Below are 19,732 nucleotides of genomic sequence, written 5' to 3' on the forward strand. Positions count from 1 at the left end.
TCCCGGTACTCGCCCCTGGTGGACTGCGCCGATGGCGTTCATGGTCACCCTGCTGGCTTTGCCGGTCAGCGCGGGCATCACGATCCCGGATCAGCCGTTGACCACCGGCAACCGCGTGGCGCCAAACATCCTGTTCATTCTGGATGATTCCGGGTCGATGGCTTGGGCCAATATCAACAGCCAATCCATTTCCCAAATTACTGGCTCAGGTAGTTTCAGCAGCACGCCCGATGCAAATGGTGTCAGCACGGGGACTAGCATCACGCCGGAAAGCACCGGCAGCACCCGGATGTACATGCAGAACTACGTGACCAACACGTTGTATTACAACCCGTACACAAACTACCAGACCTGGCTGCAGCCGGACGGCAACCGGATGTCGGGAGGCACGTCGTACACCGACGCCTACAGCAGTAATGACTATGTCACGTATGCTCCTGCCGGCACCAACGGGGGCAGCAAAAATCTTTCGAGCAAGACACAGACGTTCTACGTTCCCAAAGACCCCAGCAACACCAGCACGTCTTACCTTTCCACGGTGGACAACTACTACCGCTACCAGATTCCAGCCGGGGGGGCGGATGTGGTGCGTGCGGAGTACGGGCAGGTGGTGGAAATCGGTAACACCGCTGCCGGATTCCCCAAGACCGGGCAGTCGGCCAATAAAAATAAATGGGTTTATTATTCCGTGGCGCTGCCTGCGAATGTCGCGTCGGTCACGGCGAAAACCAGTGGCGGGACTGGCAACCTGGATCTGTATCTGAGAAAGAGCAGCAATCCGACGGCATCCAGTTTCGATTGCAAATCAACAGGCGGCAACAATAATGAAAACTGTACGGTCAATAATCCCGGAACAGTAATAAACGTCGGGTTGTACGGAAAAAACAACTTCTCGGGCGCGACGCTGACCGTCACCTATTTGGTGACAAACAGCTGCGATGGCGACCCTAATGGCGCCTGGGGCTGGATCAATTGCACGTCGGCGACGCCGACCGGACGCACGGTGGCGGCAGAAACGGGCAACTTCGCCACCTGGTATTCGTACCACCGCACCCGCATCAAGTCTGCCAAGGCCGGCGCTGCCGAGGCCTTTGGCGGGTTGGGCAACAAGGTCAGGGTGGGTTTTAGGACCATCTGGAACCGCAATACTTTCGATATCCCTGTCAATGATGGCAATGACGGCAGGTTCATCGACAGCACCAGTCCAACGACCACCAGCCGCAGCACCTGGTTCAATAGATTGTTCATGTCCTATGCCAGTAACGGGACGCCCCTGCAGAAGGCACTCGATGATGCCGGGAAATATTTCATGCGCACGGATGCCGCGGGGCCGTATGGGCCGGAGTCTGGTTCAGATCAGCTGTCCTGCCGCCAGAATTTCACCATTCTGACCACGGACGGGTATTGGAATAGCGCAACCGTCGCCAGTGGCAATGCGGACGGTACGGCCGGCAGTCTGATCAAGGGGGCGGGCGGAAAAAGTTATACCTACACCCCGGCGGCGCCCTACCAGGACGGGTACACCAATACCCTGGCCGATGTTGCCATGAAATATTGGAAGACCGATCTGCGCACCGAAAACTACATGGGCAATGCCAGCAACCCGAATAACAACAATGTGCCCACCAGCGATGCCGACCCGGCATTCTGGCAGCACATGGTGACCTTTACCCTGGCGCTTGGTCTGAAAACCACGAAAGGCTGGGGCAGCGTGGCCGAAGCCACCACAGCCTTGACGGGGGGCGACACCTGGCCGGACCCCGATACCGCCAATCCCGGAACCGATAATGCCAAGCGTCTGGACGACCTGCTGCATGCGGCCGTCAACGGCCGTGGCGAGTTCACCCCGGCCACCAGCCCCGACGCGTTCGCGGAGGGCCTGAACAAGGCGCTGGCGGCCATCACTCAGCGCACCAGCTCGTTCTCCAACGTCACCACCAATTCCACCTCGCTCAATACCGGCGCGCAGGTGTTCTCGGCAAGCTATGTCTCCGGGGTCTGGACAGGCAGCGTGAAAGCGCAGGCGGTCAGCCGCACCGGCGTGGGCGCGCTCAGTTGGACCGCCAGCATCCCGGCCGTCGGCAGCCGCAAGGTCTTCACTGCCAGCGGCACGGTGGGGCAGGCTGGCACCAGTGGCGCCACGTTCCCGACCTCGCAGCAGGTCGCCGCGCTGGACAACAGCGGGGTCGGCCCTGCCAACTATGAGGCCACCGGCGCCCAGAACGCCGCCTACATCAAGGGCGATGCCAGCAGGGAGGAGCGCAACGGCGCCAGCAACCTGCGCAACCGCCCGACCACCGTGCTGGGGGACATCGTCAACTCCTCCCCTGCCTATGTGCAGGGCGGTGCGGCTGGCGATGGCACCGTCGCGGGAACGGTGTACGTGGGCGCCAACGACGGCATGCTGCACGCCTTCGATGCTGCCAACGGGCAGGAACTGTTCGCCTACGTCCCCAACATCCTCAATTTCTCCGGTCTCAAGCAGCTCAGCCGCGGCGACTATGACCACAAGTTCTTTGTCGATGGGCCGGTGGTGGTCAGCCCGCGCAGCCTGACCCCGGGGCAGAACATCCTGGTGGGCACGCTGGGGCGCGGCGGCAAGGGGCTGTATGCGTTGGATGTCAGCAATCCGGCGGCGTTTGGCGCCAGCAATTTCAAGTGGGAGCGCAAGGACACATCGGGCAATAACATGGGCAACGTGGTGGGCGCGCCCATCCTGGCCCAGGTTCGCAATGGCTCGCCGGTTCCCGCCGTGGTGCTGGGCAATGGCCCCAACAGCACCAATGACAAGGCCGTCCTGGTGGTGATGAACCTGTCGGATGGCACGGTGATCCGTGAGGTTCCCACCGACAGCACCACCAACAACGGCCTGTTTGCGCCGCTGGGTGTGTATGCCGCCGACGGCAAGACGTTGATCTATGCCTATGCGGGCGACATGCAGGGCAACATCTGGAAGTTCGACTTGCGCTCCTCCACCCCGTCGGCCTGGACTGCCACCAAGATCTTCCATGCCGAAAAAACGGCGGGGACTCCGCAGCCGATCACCGGCGGTCTGGCCTCGGCCATCGACACCGCAACCAACAAGCGCTGGATCTTCTTCGGCACGGGCCGCTACATGACCACTCCTGACGCCGACGACAAGACCCCGTTTGCCCAGAGCATGTACGGCTTCATGGACGACGGCGGCTCCTACACCCGCTCCAACCTGACCGCGAGGAGCATCACCGTCTCGGGCGACTACCGCTACTTCGAGAACAAGGCGGCATTGCCTGGGACCTCGAAGGGGTGGTATGTGGACCTGCCCGGCAAGGGCGAGCGCATCATCCAGGACGTGCAGATCGACAACAACTTCATGGTGTCGGCCAGCATGATTCCCGAGGGGGATGCCTGCGATGCCTCGGGCTCCGGCTATCTCAACGCCATCGACGCCTTCACCGGCACCAGCGGCGGCAAGTCGTACTTCGATCTGGACAAGAACGGGAGTACCGATGACACCGACGCGGGGGGCCACCCCGTCGGGTCGGTCAATCTTGGCGTCGGCATGCCCACAAGGCCGGTGCTGCTGCCTGGCGTCGGTGTTGTGGACGGCAGCGCGGGTGCCGGCGCGGGCAGCTTCGGCAAGCAGATCATGTCGTGGCAGCGGGTTTCCTGGCGTGAAATCCGCAACGATTGAACACGATGACATTTGACGAGGATCAGCCCATGCGCGCTTCCCGTGAGTCCGGTTTCAGCCTGATCGAGCTGATGGTGGTGGTGGCCATCATCGGCATCCTGGCCAGCATCGCCTTGCCTTCCTACGTCGAACACCAGCGCAAGACACGGCGTGCGGCCGGTGAGGCCTGTCTGGTGGCGGTGTCCCAGCGGCTGGAGCGCGTGTACACAACCGACTTGAGCTATGCCGCCGCGCCCGCAATCGGAACGCTCACGGCCGTCTGCGAGCCGGATACCCTGGGGTTCTACACGTTCTCGCGCAATGTGGCGGCCAAGACCTATACGGTGTCGGCTGTGCCGAAGGGCAAGCAGAGCGGTGACTCCTGCGGCACACTGAGCCTGGATCAGGCCGGGGTGAAAAGTCCTTCCACCTCAGGTTGCTGGTAGGCAGCACGCGTTCCTGAAAGCGACAAGCCCGCCGTTTGGCGGGCTTGTCGCTTCTGGAGACAGGAGGCTGGAGGTTTTTCAGCAGCACCCGTGTCGCGTGCCTTCATACGAATTCCCCGCCGCGGCCGCCACGCCCGTGGTTTCGCCGCGCAGGCTGGCGGCATGGTGCTCGGCCACCACGCGGGCAACGCAGGCGGTGACCGCCTTGCCCATCGGGATGTGCAGGAACTCGTTGGGGCCGTGGGCGTTGGAATGCGGGCCCAGCACGCCGGTGATCATGAACTGGGCGCCGGGGAACTTCTCGCCCAGCATGCCCATGAAGGGGATCGTGCCGCCTTCCCCCATGTACATGGCCGGCTTGCCGAAGAACTCCTGGCTGGACTGCTCGATGGCGCCTTCCAGCCACGGCGCCAGGGCCGGGGCGTTCCAGCCGGTGCTGGCCTTTTCCAGCGTCAGACTGACCTGGGCGCCGTAGGGCGGGTCGCGCAGCAGCGCTTCCTGCAGCAGCTCGCCGCCGCGCTTGCCGTCGAGGGTTGGCGGCAGGCGCAGGCTCAACTTGAGCGAGGTGAACGGGCGCAGCACGTTGCCTGCCGAAGCCAGCGGCGGAATACCGTCCACGCCGGTGATCGACAGGGCCGGGCGCCAGGTGCGGTTGAGCACCAGCTCGGTGCGATCCGCGTCCATCGGCGTCATGCCGGGCAGGAACGGGAACTTGTCGAACACCTCGTCGCCCAGCACCTCGGCCACCTTGGCGGCCTGCGCCTTGCGCTCGGCGGGGATCTCGACGTGCATGTCGTCGATCAGGATGCGGCCGGTGTCCTCGTCCTCGATGCGGGAGAGCAGGTCGCGGATGATGCGGAAGCTGGACGGCACGATGCCGGAGGCGTCGCCGGAGTGGACCCCTTCCGACAGCACCTTGACCGTCAGGTTGCCGCCTGCCAGGCCGCGCAGCGAGGTGGTGCACCAGAGCTGCTCGTAGTTGCCGCAGCCGGAATCCAGGCAGACCACCAGCGACGGCTTGCCGATGCGATCCGCCAGATGGTCGACGTAGAAGGGCAGGTCGTAGCTGCCGGACTCCTCGCAGGCTTCGATCACCACCACGCAGCGCGCATGCGCCGCGCCCTGCGCCTGCAGCGCCATGATCGCGGTCAGCGAGCCGAAGATCGCGTAGCCATCGTCGGCACCGCCACGGCCGTACAGGCGGTCGCCTTCCAGCACCGGCTCCCACGGGCCCTTGCCTGCGTCCCAGCCGGTCATTTCCGGCTGCTTGTCCAGGTGGCCGTAGAGCAGCACGCAGTCGTCGTTGCGGCCACCGTTGGCGGCCGGGATGTCGATGAAGATCAGCGGCGTGCGGCCCTCCAGGCGCACCACCTCGACCTGCATGCCGGGGATCGGTTGCGCCTTCGCCCAGGTCTCCATCAGCGACACCGCGCGATCCATGTGCCCGTGCGCGACCCAGTCGGCATCGAACATCGGTGACTTGTTGGGGATGCGGATGTACTCCACCAGCTGGGGGACGATGTCCGTGTCCCACTTGCTCCCGACGAAATCACGGATCTGGCTGGCATCGAGTGGGGAGGCGTGCATGGTGGCGTTGGTGTCCCTGGAGAAGCGCAAGCCTGCATTGTAGCGCCGTCGATGTGAGTGCCGGCTTCGCGGGCGGCATCAGGATCAGATTTTTCCTACCCGGATGTGGGGGAAATTCCCGACGCGTCCCGGGCGCCCCGCCGATAGGCTGCCTCCATCGCGATGGGCAATCTGCAGGTACCGGATCGCAAGCGTGCTCCGGCCATCCATCCCATCACGAGGAGTCCTGCCATGAAGTCGCTGACCACCCTGCTGTCCCCGATCGTCCTCTTCTTCGCCCTGGCCGGTGCGGCCATTGCCGGCGAGTCCGTCAACATCAACACCGCGGACGCCGCGACCATCGACCGCGTGCTGGTGAACGTCGGCCCGGCCAAAGCCCAGGCCATTGTCGATTACCGCAAGGCCAACGGTGCCTTCCGCAGCCCGGAGCAGCTGGCGCTGGTGCGCGGCATCGGCCTGAAGACGGTCGAGAAGAACCGCGACCGCATCACCGTCGGTGCCCCGCGCGTTGCGCCGAAGGCGGCCGCAGCCAAGCCCGTCCCGCAGCAGGTCGTGCGCCGGTGAACAGCCCCTGCCAGACTGACGACACTGCGGCGATGACGGAGTCATCGCCGCAGCACGCCACCCTCCTGCGCGCGCAGGACTACCGCCGGATGCGCTGGAAGAACGGCGCAGGCTGGACCACGGAGCTCCTGCGCGTGCCGGACAGCGACGACTGGCGCTGGCGCCTGTCGATCGCCGAGGTGGAGGCGGACGGCCCGTTCTCCGTATATCCGGGCGTCGAGCGCGAACTGATGCTGCTGGCGGGAAACGGCATGCGCCTGTGTTTCGAAGACGGCGTGACCCAGACGCTGTCCCCACCGCGCGGATCGCTGCGCTTCGCTGGTGAACACCCGCTGCAGGCGCAACTGCTGGACGGGCCCAGTCGTGACTTCAATGTCATGTGGAAGCGCGACGAAGTGGACGCGCGCCTGTGGTGCAGGCCGCTGGCGGGCGCGATGGTCTTGTTCGTCGAGCCTGGCGAAACCTGGGTGTTCCACCTGCTGTCGGGACACGCGCGGTTCTCGGAGGAAAGCGGGTTGGGGCGCCTCGAAACCGGGGATACCGCCGTGCTGCGTGCCAACCGGCGACGTGCGCGGTATGCGGTCGATGGCGCCGGCGAGGCACTGCTGGTGCGCGTGGAGGAGCGGGGCGAGCGTTGAGCAAAGCCGGCGTGGCTTTGCTCAACCCCCACCCCTGGGGTTTTCAGGTCAAAGGCGGCGTCGATGGAAATGACGCCGCTGCGGCACAGGGATGTGCCGCACCTGTTTTTTGGAGCCGCGTCGAGCCGCTCGCGCGGCGTGGCGCTCAGGCCAGCGCCAGCCCCAGCACCGCCACGAAGACGGCCGTGGACAGGCCCATCACGCTGAACAGCATGTCCCGTGCGCTTCGGCCCCGCGCCCACATCCAGATGCCGGACACGCCCAGCAGCAGCATGCCGATAGCGAAGCTGTCCGCCAGCAGAACCCAGAACACGCCGCCGCCCACCGCCTTGTGCAGCCGGTTCACCGCAGCCAGCGGAGAGTGCTCGCTGCGCTTGAGGGTGGCGTGGGGACTGCCTGGGGTGTATTCCACCATCCACGACCTGCCTGCGGTGCCGCCGCTCAGCGTCCATTTCGGTGCTGGCTTGCCCTCGCTACCGCCCGGGCCGCCCTTGCGGATGACCTGGGCGTCCAGCTGCTGGTGGTCGCGCAGCCACAGCGACAGCTGCTCGGGGGTCGCCCGGGCCTCGGCCGGGATGGCCAGCGCGACGCGCCCGGTGTCGCGGCTGTCACCCTGTGGCCAGGCACCATCACCGAAGCGATGGTTCATCACCAGCCCGGTGAACCCGTACAGGATCGCGGCCAGGGCACCCCAGGCGCCCACCCACACGTGCAGTTGGCGAATCCACCGGTAGGCGATGTTGGCGCGGCGTGGGGAACTGCGGTTGTCCATGGGAATCAATAGCGGAAGTTGACGGTCACCCAGGCGCTGCGGGGTGCGCCGGGGCTGATGTTGCTGTTGCTGTGGGCGCTGGCGAAATAGCGGGTGTTGCCCAGATTTTCGACGTTGAGCTGCAGCTGTACGGACGGCGTGACGGTCCAATACACCGCTGCGTCCACGCGGGTGAAGGCCGGCAGGGTAACGGCGTTGTCGACGTTGGCGAAGATCGCACCCCGGTACACGACTCCCAGCCCGGCGCCGAAGCGGTCGTTGAAGTCGTAGCGGTTCCACAGCGAGGCAGACTGCCGTGGCAGTTGCGCCAGCCGGTTGCCCTTGAGTGCAGTGGCCGATTGCGTGGCGGTCAGTTCACCCGTCTGCCAGGCATAGCCCCCCATCACCTGCCAGCGGTCCGTCAGGCGGCCGGCCAGGCCGATTTCCACGCCTTCGGTGTACTGGCCGTCCACCAGCAGCAGCCTGGTGGCGTCGGCGGGGTCGGTGACCGCCACGTTGCTGCGATCCAGTCGATAGATGGCCACGCTGGCCTGCAGGTCCTTGCGGATGTCCCACTTCGCGCCGATCTCGCGGTTGCGGAAGCTTTCGGGCTCAAGCGAGGCATTGCTGGCGTTGAGCGATGCGAGCTGGTCCCCTGCGCGCGGCTGGAAGGCCTTGCTCAGGCTGGCGTAGAGCGACACGTTCCCGACCGGCTTGTAGACCAGACCGGCGCGCGGCGAGACCATGCCATCCTGGCTGCGGAATGTCTGCCCGTTGCGGTTGTTGCGCAGGTCCACCCGGAAGTCGTCGTAGCGCACGCCGAGGATGGCCTGCCACCGCGGCGAGAACTCGATCTGGTCCTGCACGTACAACGCCGAGGTGCGGGCCACGCCGTGGTTGTCGGCATCGGTCTGGCTCTGGCGGAACTCCACCGCGACGTCCACGTTCGGATGGCTGAGCGGGACGATGTTCGTGCCGGGGGCGAAATAGCCGGTGCGGCGGAAGTTGTCGGTCACTTGCCGGCCCAGTTCGATGCCCGCCAGTACCGTGTGCTTCAGGCCGCCGCTGCGCACGTCCCACACCAGATCGGTCTGGTTGAACAGGTTGCGGCGTGTCGTATCGGAGCGGTACCCGGCCAGCGTCACCAGCGTGCCAGTGGCGTCCACCGCGCTGGGAAACACGTTCTGATAGTACTTGTCGTAATCGGCCCAGCGCAGGTGGTTGCGGAGGGTCAAGCCTTCGCCGAAGGCGTGGTCGACGATGGCGTCGAAGGCGTCCACGTCGGCTTCGGTCCGGCTGAGCTTCGGGTTGCCAAAGAACGTCGCCGGGTCGGTGTCCACCGGGCGTCCTTGGAAGGAAGGCACCCCGCGGTCGGCGGTGCGGTCGTCGTGGAAGCGCTCGTAGGCCAGCACCAGCCGGGTGGCATCGCCGAGGTCGACATTGAACGAGGGGTTCACGCCGTACCGCTTGAGGGAGGTGTCATCGCGGAAGGTCTCGGAATCCTCGACCATCGCATTGAGGCGGAAGCCGGCGGACTCGCCGAACCCCTGCCCGAAATCCACGGTGCCGCGCCGACGCAGGTGGGAGCCGAATTGCAGCGTGCCGCTGCGGTGGTTCATGCCGTCGGCCAGCTTGGTGACGCGATTGATCACACCGCCGCTGCCGCCGCGGCCGAAGATCATCGCGCTGGGGCCTTTCAAAGCCTCCACGCGCTCCAGGTTGTAGACGTCGCGGTAGTACTGCACGTCGTCGCGGATGCCGTCCACGTAGAAGTCGCCGGTGGAGCTGATGCCGCGCATCACCGGGGTGTCGCGGTTGCCTTCGCCCTGTGCGGTGCCGACGCCGGGCATGTAGCGGAAGGTGTCGTTGAGGCTGGTGACGGCCTGGTCGGCCACCAGCTTGTCGGTCACCACGGTCACCGCCTGCGGCACGTCCAGCAGCGGGGTGTCGGTCTTGGTGGCCCCGCGCGTCTTACGCACCTGGTAATCGGGCAGGTAGCGCTGGCCGACCACGATCACGGCGTCCACGTCCTTGGCCGGATCCCGCTTGGCGTCATCGGCAGAGACTTCGCCTGCCAACGCGGGCGCGCCAAGGACAAGGCCGATGGCCAAGGCGAGCGGGGCCAGGGAAGGGTGGGGCTGGGACGGCGAAACGTGCGGGGACATGGGTTCCTCGAAGGCGAAAGGGCAGCGGCGCTGCGTCTTGCGCATGATAATGCGAACAATTCGCATTTACAACAACGAGACAGCCAATCCAGACGGCGGTTGCCGCATTGATTGCGGAACCGCAGGTCGGACGGGCGGTTGCCCGCGCCTGCAGGGCCGGGGGGAGGTGGCTCAGCGGTCGTCGCGGACGAACACGCCGCCCTTGTCCACCTTCACCGGGAACTTGGCCACCGGCTCATACGCGGGCGCACACAGGGCGCGGCCGTCGCGCACGTCGAAGCGTGCCCCGTGGAGCACGCACTCCACGTCGCCGTTGGCGGCGTCGAAATGGCCGGCGGACAGTTCGAAGTCCTCGTGGGAGCAGCGGTCTTCCAGCGCGTACAGATCGCCGTCGAGGTTGAACACCGCGATGGGCGTGCCGGTGACCGCGTCAAAGGCCACTTTCATTTCGCCGGGCAGCAGCTCGGCCGTGCTGCAGACGAAGGTCCAGGTTTCGCTCATGCGGTGGGCTCCGGGGGCAGCGGCTTCTCCAGCACTTCGAACCGCAGGTCCTGCCGCTTGGGCAGGCCGAAGCGCGTATCGCCGTAAGGGAAGGGTTTGAACACGCCGGTGCGGCGGTAGCCGCGGCGCTCGTAGAAGGCGATCAGTTCGTCGCGCACGTCGATGACGGTCATGCGCATCACCGGCAGCCGCCACTCTTCGCGGGCGATGCGCTCGCAGGCCGCCAGCACGCGCTTGCCAAGGCCGCTGCCCTGCAGGTCGGGGCGCACCGCGAACATGCCGAAATAGCCGGCGCCGTCTTCCTCGGCAACGTGGGCGCAGGCCAGCAGGCCTGCGTCATTCTCCGCCACGACCACCCGGCTGCGCGGACGCAGCAGGTCCGCGCGCAGTACCTCGGGATCGATGCGGTTGCCGTCCAGCAGGTCGGCTTCGGTGGTCCAGCCCGCGCGACTGGTTTCGCCGCGGTAGGCGGCGGTGACCAGTGCAACCAGGGCGGGGATGTCGTCGGGGGTGGCGTCGCGGAACGCGTCGGGGAGCGGGTTGTGCATCCCGCTATGCTAGCGTGCGGCCGCGTCGGCTTGCTCCGGGAAGTCCGCGTCCGGCAGGGCGAGGAAGGCCCAGAACGGTACGTCGCGGGCCTGCCAGTCCACCGCTGCCTCGTCGAGGATGTCCAGCAGGGTGTCGAACCCGGCTTCGTCCGCGTCGCGCAGGTCCGCGGCCGCGGGCAGCAGCAGCACGTAGCCTGGCGCCGGCATCCAGCCGAGATCGCGCAGTTGGTCGCTCAGCGCATCCCAGTTGCGGCCTTGGCCGTCGGGCGTGCCGAGCGCATCGGCAAACCGATCCAGCAGGGTCGCCTTGTCGCGGCAGGCGCGTAGGTCGATCCGGCGCACGGCAAGGCCCGTAGCCCGGGCCGCAGCCTCCAGCGGCGCGAGGTCCTCGTCGAGGACGAAGAAGACGCCCGCCTGCTGCGGGTCCAGTAGCGCAATGCCGGGAGCGCTCATAGCGGGGCCTCGGGCAAGGTGAACGCACGGAAGCTGCGGTAGTGATCGTCGCTGTAGTACCACTCGCGCGGGGGCGTCCCGCCGGTGACGATCCGGCGCGCGCCACGGTCGCGCGCGCCCGGCGTGTCCACCGTGTATTCGCGGTACCAGCCGCGCGGCTGGCGCGGTAGCAGGGCTTCGCGGTTGCCGAAGACCTGCCCGTCCTGGCGATAGGGGAAGGGGCCGCCGCGCCGGATCCGGGCGACGGTGGTTCGCGCCTCCGGCGGCAGGAAGGCGGGCAGGGCGGGCGCGGTGTGGGTGGGCGCTGTGGATTCCCCCGCACCCAGGATGGCGGGGGATCGCGGGGTGCTCTGCGCGGGCGCGTCCGTCGTGCCCGGCAGCCACTGGCGCGCACCGGCGACGAGCAGGAACACAAGGGCCAGCCACAGGAGCGGGGAGCGCGTGCGCATGGACGGGGCGTGGCGATGGCGGGATATGCGGGCAGAATGGCGCGGTCCTCCTGCGCAGGCAACCGCCATGGCCCGCGACCCCCGCATCGACGCCTATATCGAACGCGCCGCGCCTTTTGCCCGGCCCATCCTTGCCCACATCCGTGCGCTGGTGCATGAGGGCTGCCCGGACGTCGAGGAGACGATCAAATGGGGGAGGCCGACCTTCGTCCATGCCGGCGGGATCCTGTGCGGCATGGCGGCGTTCAAGCAACATGCCTCGTTCGGCTTCTGGAAGCATGCGCTGGTGGTGGGCGATGCACAGCCGCAGACCAGCATGGGCAGCTGTGGCAAGCTGGCTTCGCTGGACGATCTGCCGCCGCGGAAGACGCTGCTGGCGCATCTCCACAAGGCGATGCAGCGCAACGAGAAGGGCGTGACGTCGCTGGCGCGCAAGGCCGCGCCGAAGCCGCCGCCGCCCACGCCCGAGGATCTCGCCGCTGCCCTGGACAGGAACGCGAGGGCGAAGGCGACATTCGACGCATTCCCGCCCAGCTGCAGGCGTGAGTACGTCGCGTGGATCATCGAGGCCAAGCGCGCGGACACACGCGCCAGGCGTCTGGCCCAGGCTGTCGCGTGGATGGCCGAAGGCAAGCGCCGCAACTGGAAGTACGAGAACTGCTGACGCCCCCGTTCGCGGTGATCAGCCGGGGGCGATGTCGGTGCGCAGCACCGGATAGCGGTTGTAGCCGGCATCCCAGGCCGGGTGGCGGCGGTAGAAGAAGTCCAGGCGCGCGCGCGGGTTCTTGGCGAAACCGGGGTCGTCCTTCAGTTTCTGCTCGAATGCCGCCTTCAAGGCCGGATCGCGGGCCAGCATCAGCCGCGCCTGCTCCTCGGCCACGTAGTCTTCCATGTATTCCTTGCGCTCGAAGGCATTGTTGAACATGCCCCAGGCCGCCATCGAATCGGACGCCTGCGGCTCCAGGATCGTCATCAGCAGGCGCGCCTTGGGCTGCGCGATCGGCACGAACAGTGCCCCCGCGGGCACGTCGACGGTGGCGGACGTCCACTGGCCGGCCACCGTGGCGCGCTGGTGGCCCTCCACCGGCGTCGGCGCGAACTTGACGTTGTCGGCATCGAAGACCTGCACCGCGGCGGCGGGAAGCGCCGCGTCCAGCGTGCGGAACGCGATGCCGTGGGCCTGCAGCTGGGCGCCGACCCGCGCGGCCTGTTCGGGCGGCACCAGGTAGCCCGCCTTCGGCGCGGTGACCACCAGGCTGGGCGCCACGGTGTCGCGCAGCGGCAGCATCCACAGCTGCGGCGTGCGTTCGTCGTAGCGCGTCATCAGGCCGCCGGAAATCTCCGACGGCGTGCGGGTGTAGGCGTAGCCGAGGAATTCCACGAAGCGCTTGGCGTCGGTGACCGTGTAGTCCAGCGGCACCGGCTTGCCGCCCAGCGCCATGGCGCGGGCATCGGCGGCCTGTGCCAGCGCCTGCCACGCGGCGCCGTGTTCCGCCACCAGCGACAGCGCGTCCAGCACGGTGTTGTAGGTGGCGCGCACGCGTTCGGGATAGGGCTTCCAGGAATGCGTCTCGACGAGGATGGCAAGGCGGTTGCGCAGCGGGTAGTAGCCGTGGGAGAAACGCGGCGTGCTGACGCCTTCGGCGAAGCCGGAGGCGGGGTTGTCGTCTTCGACGAAGCTCGGGTAGAAGCCAACCGGCAACGACCCTTGCGCTTTCAGGCGCGCGAGGATGCCGTCCTTCAAGGCGCGGCCGGCCTCACGCAGGCCTTCGTCGCCGGAATTGACCGGCTCGCCGGTGATCGAGATGTCGTGGCGGAACTTGGCGCCGTCGGTCACGTGCAGGTCCAGCATGGCCAGCGGGTCCCAGGCGTTGACCAGCGCCAGCATGGCGCGCATTTCCGGCGCGTCGGCCTTCACGTAGTCGCGGTTGAGGTTGTAGCGCTGCGCGGTGACGCGGAAGCCCATTTCCTCCGGGCCGCGCTGGTTGGGGCGGTTCCATGCGCGGAAGTTCTCGTGCCCGTCCACGTTGAACACCGGCACGAACAGCAGCACCGCCTTGTCCAGCAGGCCCTGGCCCGCCTTGCCGCGCAGCAGGTCGCGCAGCAGGCCGAAGCCGGCATCCTTGCCGTCGATCTCGCCGGCGTGGATGCCGCCCTGAACCAGCACCACGGGCAGGCCCTGCGCGTGCGCGGCCTCCGGCGTCAACGCGCCGCGGGTGGAGACCGCCATTGCCTTCATCGGCCGGCCCTGCGGGGTGGTGCCGAAGTCGAAGCAGCGCACCGCCTGCGGATACGCCTGCTGGTAGGCATCGCACAGGGCGATGACTTCCTCATAACGGCCGGTCTGGCGGTAGCCGCTGCGCTCGGCGACGGTGGTCAGGTCGGGCTTGGTGGCCGTGCTGGCGGGCGCGGCGATAGCCAGCAGGGCGAGGGCGAGCAGGTGGCGGCGCATGCGGATCTCCGGAGTGACCGTGGAATGGTAGCCGACGGCAACCGCGCGGCCCCGTGCCGGTCGTCCCACGTGCGAAGATCGCCATCTTTCCACGCCAAGGACCGTCGCCATGACCACCACGCTCTATTTCGCCCCGGGTGCCGCCAGCTTCCTCGTGCACTGGCTGCTGATCGAGCTGGACGTCCCGCACTTGCTGGAGCGCGTCGATTTCAGCCAGCGCGCGCAGAAGTCGGCGGCCTATCTGGCGATGAATCCGAACGGCGTGGTGCCAACGCTGGTGCTGGACGGCAAGCCCCAGTATGAGGCGGCGGCGCTGGCCATGCTGCTGGCGGAGCGCCACCCGCAGGCGGGCCTGTCGCCTGCACCGGGCGATCCGCGCCGTGCGGACTACCTGCAGTGGATGTTCAACCTCGCCAATATGGTGCAGTCGCTGTTCCGGCAATGGTGGTATCCACACGAGCCGGCGGGCGAGGCGCAGGTGGAGGCGGTGAAGGCGCACTGCGCCACCCGCATCGAGGCGGAGTGGCAGCGCATCGACGACCACCTGGCCGCCCACGGGCCGTGCCTGCTGGGGGAGGCGCCCAGCGTGGCGGATTTCTACCTCGTGATGCTGATGCGCTGGTCGCGCAACATGCCGCGGCCGGCGACCGACTGGCCGCACCTGGCGGCGCTGGCTGCGCGGCTGAAGGCGCGGCCGTCGTTCGCGGTGCTGTACGAGCGGGAAGGGCTGACCGAGTGGGCGTGAGCGCGTCATCGGTTAGGCTTGCCCGGTCCCACCATCAGGCCGACGCATGACCCGAACCGCCGCCGACCCGAACGCCCGCCTGCCCCGGCAGATCCCCTACATCATCGGCAACGAGGCCTGCGAGCGCTTCAGCTTCTACGGGATGCGCAACATCCTGGTGCAGTTCCTGATCAGCAGCGTGATCCTGGCCTACGTGCCGGAAGCGGAGCGGCAGGGCGTCGCCAAGGACGTGTTCCACAGCTTCGTGATTGGCGTGTACTTCTTTCCGCTGTTGGGCGGCTGGCTGTCGGACCGGTTCTTCGGCAAGTACAACACCGTGCTGTGGTTCTCGCTGGTCTACTGCGCCGGTCACGCGTGCCTGGCGTTGTTCGAAGACAGCCGCACCGGCTTCTACACCGGCCTGTTCCTCATCGCGCTGGGCAGCGGCGGGATCAAGCCGCTGGTGGTCAGTTTCTGCGGCGACCAGTTCACCACCGCGAACAAGCACCTGGCGAAGCTGGTGTTCGACGGCTTCTACTGGACGATCAACTTCGGCAGCTTCTTCGCCTCGCTGCTGATGCCGCTGTTCCTGCGCAACTTCGGGCCGGCGGTGGCGTTCGGCATCCCGGGCGTGCTGATGTTCCTGGCCACCTTCATTTTCTGGCTGGGCCGCAGGCAGTACGTGCGGGTGCCGCCCACCCGCGGCGAAGACCCGGATTCCTTCTTCAACGTCGCCCGCACCGCGCTGACCGCACGGGTGGCGGGGCAGGGCAGGCCGGGTCTGCTGTTGGTGGCGTTTGGCGCGCTGCTGGCCGTAGCCATGCTGGGGTGCTGGTTGCTGCAGGCTGTGTTCGGCGTCGCGCTGCCGTTCTGGCCGGCGGATTTCCACTTCGTCATCACCGCCTGCCTGGCGCTGGGGGCGCTGATCGCCTTCGGTGGCCTGGGCGTGTCGATGCAGCTGGAACGGGCGCGCGGCCGGCATCCCGACGCGGCCGTGGACGGCGTGCGCGCGGTGCTGCGTATCCTGATAGTGTTCGCCCTGACCACGCCGTTCTGGTCGCTGTTCGACCAGAAGGCCAGTACCTGGGTGATCCAGGGCAAGGCGATGGCGGTGCCGCACGAGGCCTGGTGGTGGCCCAGCTGGCTGGTGAAGGAAGCCGGCCAGATGCAGGCGCTGAACCCGCTGCTCATCATGCTGCTGATTCCGTTCAACAACCTCGTGCTGTACCCGGCGCTGCGCCGGCTGGGGTACGAGCCGACCCCGCTGCGCCGCATGGGCTGGGGCATCGCGTTCGCCGGCATCGCCTGGGTCATCGCCGGGCTGATCCAGCTGCAGATCGACAGCGGCGCGCAGACCTCGCTGGCGCTGCAGGCCTGGCCGTACCTGCTGCTGACCTTCGGCGAGGTACTGGTCTCCGCCACTGCGCTGGAGTTCGCCTACAGCCAGGCCACGGTGGCGATGAAGGGCGTGATCATGGCGTTCTGGTACCTGGCCAGCACCTTCGGCAGCCTGTGGGTGCTGCTGACCAACGTGGCGGTCCGCAACGACGCGGTGACCGCCCGCATCGCCGCTGCCGGCTGGAGCGAGAACGCGTTCCTGATGTTCTTCTTTGCAATGTTCGCCTTCGTCGCGGCGCTGGCCTTCGCGGCCTACGCCCGCACCTATCCGATGCAGGATCACTACCGGGCCGCCTGACCGATGTTCACCCTTGCCATCATTGCCGTCACCGTGCTGGTCAGCTGGCGCGCCTTCAACGATCCGCGCCTGCTGGGCCGGCTGATCCTGTGGCCACCGGCACTGACCCGCCACCGCCAGTACGACCGCCTGCTGGGCTACGGCTTCATCCACGCGGACTGGACCCACCTGCTGTTCAACATGATCACGCTGTGGTCGTTCGGCATGCAGGTGGAGCGGGTGCTGTCGCCGTGGATCACCCCGGTCGGCTACCTGCTGTTCTATCTCTCGGCCATCGTGGTCTCGATCCTGCCCACCTACCTGGCCCACCAGCGCGACCCGAACTACCGCAGTCTGGGCGCCTCGGGGGGCGTTTCCGCGGTGCTGTTCGCCTTCATCCTGTTTGATCCGTGGTCGAAGCTGATCATCTTCCCGATCCCGCTGCCCATCCCCGCCTTCCTGTTCGCGCTGCTCTATGTGGGGTACAGCCTCTGGATGGACCGGCGCGGCGGCAGCAGCGTCAATCACAGCGCCCACCTGTGGGGCGCGGCCTACGGCGTGCTGTTCGTCGTGCTGCTGCAGCCAGCGGTGGTCGGCCACTTCGCCAGCGCCCTGTTCGGTTGAACAGACTTCACCAGGAGACTCCCCTATGGCCGACATACACCATGACAGCGCCGCCCACCGTTTCACCACCGAGGTGGACGGCCACCGGGCCTATCTCGAATACGAGGCGGGCGAGGGCCGCATCGCCATCACCCACACCATCGTGCCGCCGGAGATCGGGGGGCGCGGCATCGCCGCGGCGCTGGTCCAGGCCGCGCTGGAATATGCCCGCGACCACGGCCAAGCGGTCGATCCGCAGTGCTCCTACGCCGACGTCTGGATGCGCCGCCACCCCGAATTCGACGCGCTCCGCGCCTGAACCGGCACGGGCGCGTACAATCGCCGCCCCATGCGCCTTAACCGACACATCGCCGATACCGGCCACTGCTCACGCCGCGAGGCCGACCGCCTGATCGCCGAGGGCCGCGTCACCGTGAACGGCCTCCGCGCCCGCGTGGGCGCCGAGGTGGGCGAGGGCGACGAGGTCCGCATCGACGGCAACGTGCTGGCCCCCCGCACCGCGGCCAAGGGCAAGCGCCGCCACGTCTACATCGCGCTGAACAAGCCGGTGGGCATCACCTGCACCACCGACGAGACGGTCAAGGGCAACATCGTCGAATTCGTCGGCCACGAGCAGCGCATCTTCCCGATCGGGCGCCTGGACAAGGATTCCGAGGGGCTGATCCTGCTGACCAGCAACGGCGACATCGTCAACCGCATCCTGCGCGCCGAGAACAAGCTGGAGAAGGAGTACCTGGTGGCCGTGAACAATGCGGTCACCGATGAATTCCTGCGCGGCATGGCCAAGGGCGGGGTGCCGGTGCACGGCCAGCCCACGCTGCCCTGCAAGACCGGTAAGCTGGGCCGGTTCGGGTTCCGGATCGTGCTGGTGCAGGGCCTGAACCGGCAGATCCGGCTGATGGCGGCCCATTTTGGCTACCGGGTCAAGCAGCTGCACCGGGTCCGGATCGGCAACGTCAAGCTGGGCCACCTGAAGCCCGGCCAGTGGCGCAACCTGACCGACGCCGAGCTGCGCGGCCTGCTGCCCGACCATGCCGACTGGTAGGCCAAAACGACCGGCCGAAAAAAATCTTGGCCCGAATGCACAATTGCCGTCAAAAACAGGTTAAGGTTTGCCCACTGTTTCAAGCGGGATCACGGTACATCGTGACCCGATGCGGTAGATCCGTCGTGATCCACTCATCGTGTGCGTTACCCCTTGCTCGACAGTCGCGGCCGGACACCCCAGCCGTGTTTACATGACCAACTGTTATTCAGGAGTAGCAAACATGTCGGATCGTCAGACCGGTACCGTCAAGTGGTTCAACGATGCCAAGGGCTTCGGCTTCATCACCCCGGAAAGCGGCCCGGACGTTTTCGTCCACTTCCGCTCGATCCAGGGCACCGGCTTCAAGTCGCTGCAGGAAGGCCAGAAGGTCTCCTTCAAGGTCGTGCAGGGCCAGAAGGGCCTGCAGGCCGACGAAGTGCAGCCGATGTAATTCGCCCGCGCGTACCGCGCACTTCAAAGCCCGGCTTCGGCCGGGCTTTGTCGTTTGGGGACGTGCAATCCCGGTAGTGCACAGGTGCTGCTGCCCCCGGTCATGCGAAAATGGCGGCACGGCCCGCCGTGGCCGACCGACTTCAAAGCCACTCCCGATGCGCGATTTCCCCCGATCCGCCCGTTCCCCCCTGGTCATCCTGTTGGCATCGCTGCTGCTGGCTGCCTGCAACCGCGACGGCACCACCCCGGCACCGGCCGCGCCCCCTCCGGTGGCGCCTGCCGCCACTGCCCCCGGCGACGCGGGGCCTGTGGCCTTGAACGACGTCATCGAAACCACGCCGCGCTATATCGTGGGAATCAGTTATCCCGAACATGCAGCCGCCTACCCGCCGCTGGCGCGGGCACTGCAGGCCTATGCCGAGGCCGCGCGAGGCGAGCTGATGCGGGCCGTGGGCGGCCTGGGCGGCACACGCCCGCCCGCGCCTTATGATCTCAGCCTGCAGTTCAGCATGGTGGCGGAAACGCCGCGCGTGGTGGCCGTTGCCGCGGATGGCAGCAGTTATACCGGTGGCGCCCACGGGTTGCCGCTGGTGGAGCGCTTCGTGTGGCTGCCGCAGATGCAGCAGATGCTGGCTGCCGAGCAACTGATCCCCGACGCCGCCAACTGGCAGCCCGTGTCGGCCTACGTGCGCGAGCAGCTGATGACGGCGTTGTCCCAGCAGCTGGACGACGATGGGCTGGAGGGCGAGGTGCGTGCCAGCCAACTGGAACTCCGCAGCCGCATGATCGCCGACGGGACCGCGCCGTCCCCGGCCAAATTCGCCCGCTTCGAGCCGGTGATGAATGCCGACGGCAGTATCCGCGCGCTGCGTTTCGTGTTCCCGCCCTATCAGGTCGCGCCCTACGTGGAAGGCACGCGCACCGTGGACGTGCCGGCACGCGTACTGGTGCCGCTGGTGGCGCCGGCCTACAAGCCGCTGTTCCGCGCCGGCTGAGGGGGGCGCCGGGCCGCGAGCGTCGCAG

Annotated in this window: 20 protein-coding genes; 12 read left to right on the forward strand and 8 right to left on the reverse strand. The window is 67.1% G+C overall.

From position 1 onward, the window contains the following. Positions 1-31 precede the first annotated feature (31 nt). Positions 32-3,673 carry a PilC/PilY family type IV pilus protein gene (locus ACK4SG_RS04745; RefSeq protein ID WP_409600232.1) on the forward strand — a complete coding sequence of 1,214 codons (3,642 nt, stop codon included), beginning with the start codon at positions 32-34 and terminating at the stop codon, positions 3,671-3,673. A gap of 29 nt (positions 3,674-3,702) precedes the next feature. Next, complete coding sequence (locus tag ACK4SG_RS04750) at positions 3,703-4,098, forward strand: type IV pilin protein (RefSeq protein WP_409600234.1); 396 nt, start codon at positions 3,703-3,705, stop codon at positions 4,096-4,098. Positions 4,099-4,176: 78 nt separating this feature from the next. Here ACK4SG_RS04750 and ACK4SG_RS04755 read toward each other — a convergent pair whose 3' ends face one another. Beyond that, the gene (locus ACK4SG_RS04755) at positions 4,177-5,685 is read right to left on the reverse strand and encodes a M20 family metallopeptidase (protein ID WP_409600715.1); all 1,509 of its coding nucleotides are present in this window, start codon (positions 5,683-5,685) and stop codon (positions 4,177-4,179) included. A 156-nt stretch (positions 5,686-5,841) separates the two neighbouring features. Here ACK4SG_RS04755 and ACK4SG_RS04760 point away from each other — a divergent pair, with 156 nt between their 5' ends. Together ACK4SG_RS04760 and ACK4SG_RS04765 are read left to right on the forward strand one after the other, a co-directional pair. Beyond that, a complete protein-coding gene (locus tag ACK4SG_RS04760; RefSeq protein WP_409600717.1) occupies positions 5,842-6,249 on the forward strand; it encodes a ComEA family DNA-binding protein in 408 nt (135 codons plus the stop codon). A 32-nt stretch (positions 6,250-6,281) separates the two neighbouring features. Beyond that, a complete protein-coding gene (locus ACK4SG_RS04765) occupies positions 6,282-6,887 on the forward strand; it encodes a HutD family protein (protein WP_409600236.1) in 606 nt (201 codons plus the stop codon). Positions 6,888-7,032: 145 nt separating this feature from the next. On the opposite strand, the gene ACK4SG_RS04770 is transcribed toward ACK4SG_RS04765, so the two are convergent. The 6 genes from ACK4SG_RS04770 to ACK4SG_RS04795 all read right to left on the reverse strand — a co-directional run bounded on the left by ACK4SG_RS04770 (position 7,033) and on the right by ACK4SG_RS04795 (position 11,754). Then, on the reverse strand, positions 7,033-7,659 hold the full coding sequence (locus tag ACK4SG_RS04770; RefSeq protein ID WP_409600238.1) for a PepSY-associated TM helix domain-containing protein: 627 nt from the start codon (positions 7,657-7,659) through the stop codon (positions 7,033-7,035). A 5-nt stretch (positions 7,660-7,664) separates the two neighbouring features. Further along, entirely contained in the window at positions 7,665-9,803 is a 2,139-nt protein-coding gene (locus ACK4SG_RS04775) for a TonB-dependent receptor (RefSeq protein ID WP_409600240.1), read from the reverse strand. A 171-nt stretch (positions 9,804-9,974) separates the two neighbouring features. After that, positions 9,975-10,304 carry a non-heme iron oxygenase ferredoxin subunit gene (locus ACK4SG_RS04780; protein WP_409600242.1) on the reverse strand — a complete coding sequence of 110 codons (330 nt, stop codon included), beginning with the start codon at positions 10,302-10,304 and terminating at the stop codon, positions 9,975-9,977. After that, positions 10,301-10,852 (reverse strand): GNAT family N-acetyltransferase, encoded by a 552-nt coding sequence (locus ACK4SG_RS04785; protein WP_409600244.1) that lies wholly within the window; start codon positions 10,850-10,852, stop codon positions 10,301-10,303. The genes ACK4SG_RS04780 and ACK4SG_RS04785 overlap by 4 nt, the downstream gene beginning before the upstream one ends. 9 nt (positions 10,853-10,861) lie before the next feature. Continuing rightward, the gene (locus ACK4SG_RS04790) at positions 10,862-11,305 is read right to left on the reverse strand and encodes a barstar family protein (protein ID WP_409600246.1); all 444 of its coding nucleotides are present in this window, start codon (positions 11,303-11,305) and stop codon (positions 10,862-10,864) included. Continuing rightward, positions 11,302-11,754 carry a ribonuclease domain-containing protein gene (locus tag ACK4SG_RS04795; protein ID WP_409600248.1) on the reverse strand — a complete coding sequence of 151 codons (453 nt, stop codon included), beginning with the start codon at positions 11,752-11,754 and terminating at the stop codon, positions 11,302-11,304. Before ACK4SG_RS04795 ends, ACK4SG_RS04790 begins: the two co-directional genes overlap by 4 nt. A 67-nt stretch (positions 11,755-11,821) precedes the next feature. On the opposite strand from ACK4SG_RS04795, the gene ACK4SG_RS04800 reads away from it, so the two are divergent. After that, positions 11,822-12,418, forward strand: a complete 597-nt coding sequence (locus ACK4SG_RS04800) for a YdeI/OmpD-associated family protein (protein WP_409600250.1) — start codon at positions 11,822-11,824, stop codon at positions 12,416-12,418. An 18-nt stretch (positions 12,419-12,436) separates the two neighbouring features. Here the strand turns inward: ACK4SG_RS04800 and ACK4SG_RS04805 are convergent, their stop codons facing one another. Continuing rightward, the gene (locus tag ACK4SG_RS04805) at positions 12,437-14,206 is read right to left on the reverse strand and encodes a M14 family metallopeptidase (protein ID WP_409600252.1); all 1,770 of its coding nucleotides are present in this window, start codon (positions 14,204-14,206) and stop codon (positions 12,437-12,439) included. Between the two features lie 109 nt (positions 14,207-14,315). On the opposite strand from ACK4SG_RS04805, the gene ACK4SG_RS04810 reads away from it, so the two are divergent. The 7 genes from ACK4SG_RS04810 to ACK4SG_RS04840 all read left to right on the forward strand — a co-directional run bounded on the left by ACK4SG_RS04810 (position 14,316) and on the right by ACK4SG_RS04840 (position 19,704). Then, entirely contained in the window at positions 14,316-14,951 is a 636-nt protein-coding gene (locus ACK4SG_RS04810; protein WP_409600254.1) for a glutathione S-transferase family protein, read from the forward strand. A 46-nt stretch (positions 14,952-14,997) separates the two neighbouring features. Then, positions 14,998-16,626, forward strand: coding sequence for an MFS transporter (locus ACK4SG_RS04815; RefSeq protein WP_409600256.1), 1,629 nt, complete (start codon positions 14,998-15,000; stop codon positions 16,624-16,626). 3 nt (positions 16,627-16,629) lie between these two features. Next, the gene (locus tag ACK4SG_RS04820) at positions 16,630-17,229 is read left to right on the forward strand and encodes a rhomboid family intramembrane serine protease (protein ID WP_409600258.1); all 600 of its coding nucleotides are present in this window, start codon (positions 16,630-16,632) and stop codon (positions 17,227-17,229) included. A gap of 25 nt (positions 17,230-17,254) precedes the next feature. Continuing rightward, a complete protein-coding gene (locus ACK4SG_RS04825; protein ID WP_409600260.1) occupies positions 17,255-17,527 on the forward strand; it encodes a GNAT family N-acetyltransferase in 273 nt (90 codons plus the stop codon). 30 nt (positions 17,528-17,557) lie between these two features. Continuing rightward, a complete protein-coding gene (locus ACK4SG_RS04830; protein WP_409600262.1) occupies positions 17,558-18,274 on the forward strand; it encodes a pseudouridine synthase in 717 nt (238 codons plus the stop codon). Positions 18,275-18,497: 223 nt separating this feature from the next. Further along, complete coding sequence (locus ACK4SG_RS04835) at positions 18,498-18,707, forward strand: cold-shock protein (protein ID WP_374248013.1); 210 nt, start codon at positions 18,498-18,500, stop codon at positions 18,705-18,707. Between the two features lie 157 nt (positions 18,708-18,864). Further along, positions 18,865-19,704 (forward strand): RsiV family protein, encoded by an 840-nt coding sequence (locus ACK4SG_RS04840; RefSeq protein ID WP_409600264.1) that lies wholly within the window; start codon positions 18,865-18,867, stop codon positions 19,702-19,704. The last annotated feature ends 28 nt before the right edge of the window (positions 19,705-19,732 follow it).

The sequence above is a fragment of the Thermomonas sp. genome (assembly GCF_046293095.1).
Taxonomy (GTDB): domain Bacteria; phylum Pseudomonadota; class Gammaproteobacteria; order Xanthomonadales; family Xanthomonadaceae; genus Thermomonas.

Bases quoted from the DNA above. Each gene is read 5' to 3' on its own strand.
- ACK4SG_RS04745 (WP_409600232.1), top strand. From the start codon at position 32: ATGGCGTTCATGGTCACCCTGCTGGCTTTGCCGGTCAGCGCGGGCATC.
- ACK4SG_RS04750 (WP_409600234.1), top strand. From the start codon at position 3,703: ATGCGCGCTTCCCGTGAGTCCGGTTTCAGCCTGATCGAGCTGATGGTG.
- ACK4SG_RS04755 (WP_409600715.1), bottom strand. From the start codon at position 5,685: ATGCACGCCTCCCCACTCGATGCCAGCCAGATCCGTGATTTCGTCGGG.
- ACK4SG_RS04765 (WP_409600236.1), top strand. From the start codon at position 6,282: ATGACGGAGTCATCGCCGCAGCACGCCACCCTCCTGCGCGCGCAGGAC.
- ACK4SG_RS04770 (WP_409600238.1), bottom strand. From the start codon at position 7,659: ATGGACAACCGCAGTTCCCCACGCCGCGCCAACATCGCCTACCGGTGG.
- ACK4SG_RS04775 (WP_409600240.1), bottom strand. From the start codon at position 9,803: ATGTCCCCGCACGTTTCGCCGTCCCAGCCCCACCCTTCCCTGGCCCCG.
- ACK4SG_RS04780 (WP_409600242.1), bottom strand. From the start codon at position 10,304: ATGAGCGAAACCTGGACCTTCGTCTGCAGCACGGCCGAGCTGCTGCCC.
- ACK4SG_RS04785 (WP_409600244.1), bottom strand. From the start codon at position 10,852: ATGCACAACCCGCTCCCCGACGCGTTCCGCGACGCCACCCCCGACGAC.
- ACK4SG_RS04790 (WP_409600246.1), bottom strand. From the start codon at position 11,305: ATGAGCGCTCCCGGCATTGCGCTACTGGACCCGCAGCAGGCGGGCGTC.
- ACK4SG_RS04795 (WP_409600248.1), bottom strand. From the start codon at position 11,754: ATGCGCACGCGCTCCCCGCTCCTGTGGCTGGCCCTTGTGTTCCTGCTC.
- ACK4SG_RS04800 (WP_409600250.1), top strand. From the start codon at position 11,822: ATGGCCCGCGACCCCCGCATCGACGCCTATATCGAACGCGCCGCGCCT.
- ACK4SG_RS04805 (WP_409600252.1), bottom strand. From the start codon at position 14,206: ATGCGCCGCCACCTGCTCGCCCTCGCCCTGCTGGCTATCGCCGCGCCC.
- ACK4SG_RS04810 (WP_409600254.1), top strand. From the start codon at position 14,316: ATGACCACCACGCTCTATTTCGCCCCGGGTGCCGCCAGCTTCCTCGTG.
- ACK4SG_RS04815 (WP_409600256.1), top strand. From the start codon at position 14,998: ATGACCCGAACCGCCGCCGACCCGAACGCCCGCCTGCCCCGGCAGATC.
- ACK4SG_RS04820 (WP_409600258.1), top strand. From the start codon at position 16,630: ATGTTCACCCTTGCCATCATTGCCGTCACCGTGCTGGTCAGCTGGCGC.
- ACK4SG_RS04825 (WP_409600260.1), top strand. From the start codon at position 17,255: ATGGCCGACATACACCATGACAGCGCCGCCCACCGTTTCACCACCGAG.
- ACK4SG_RS04830 (WP_409600262.1), top strand. From the start codon at position 17,558: ATGCGCCTTAACCGACACATCGCCGATACCGGCCACTGCTCACGCCGC.
- ACK4SG_RS04835 (WP_374248013.1), top strand. From the start codon at position 18,498: ATGTCGGATCGTCAGACCGGTACCGTCAAGTGGTTCAACGATGCCAAG.
- ACK4SG_RS04840 (WP_409600264.1), top strand. From the start codon at position 18,865: ATGCGCGATTTCCCCCGATCCGCCCGTTCCCCCCTGGTCATCCTGTTG.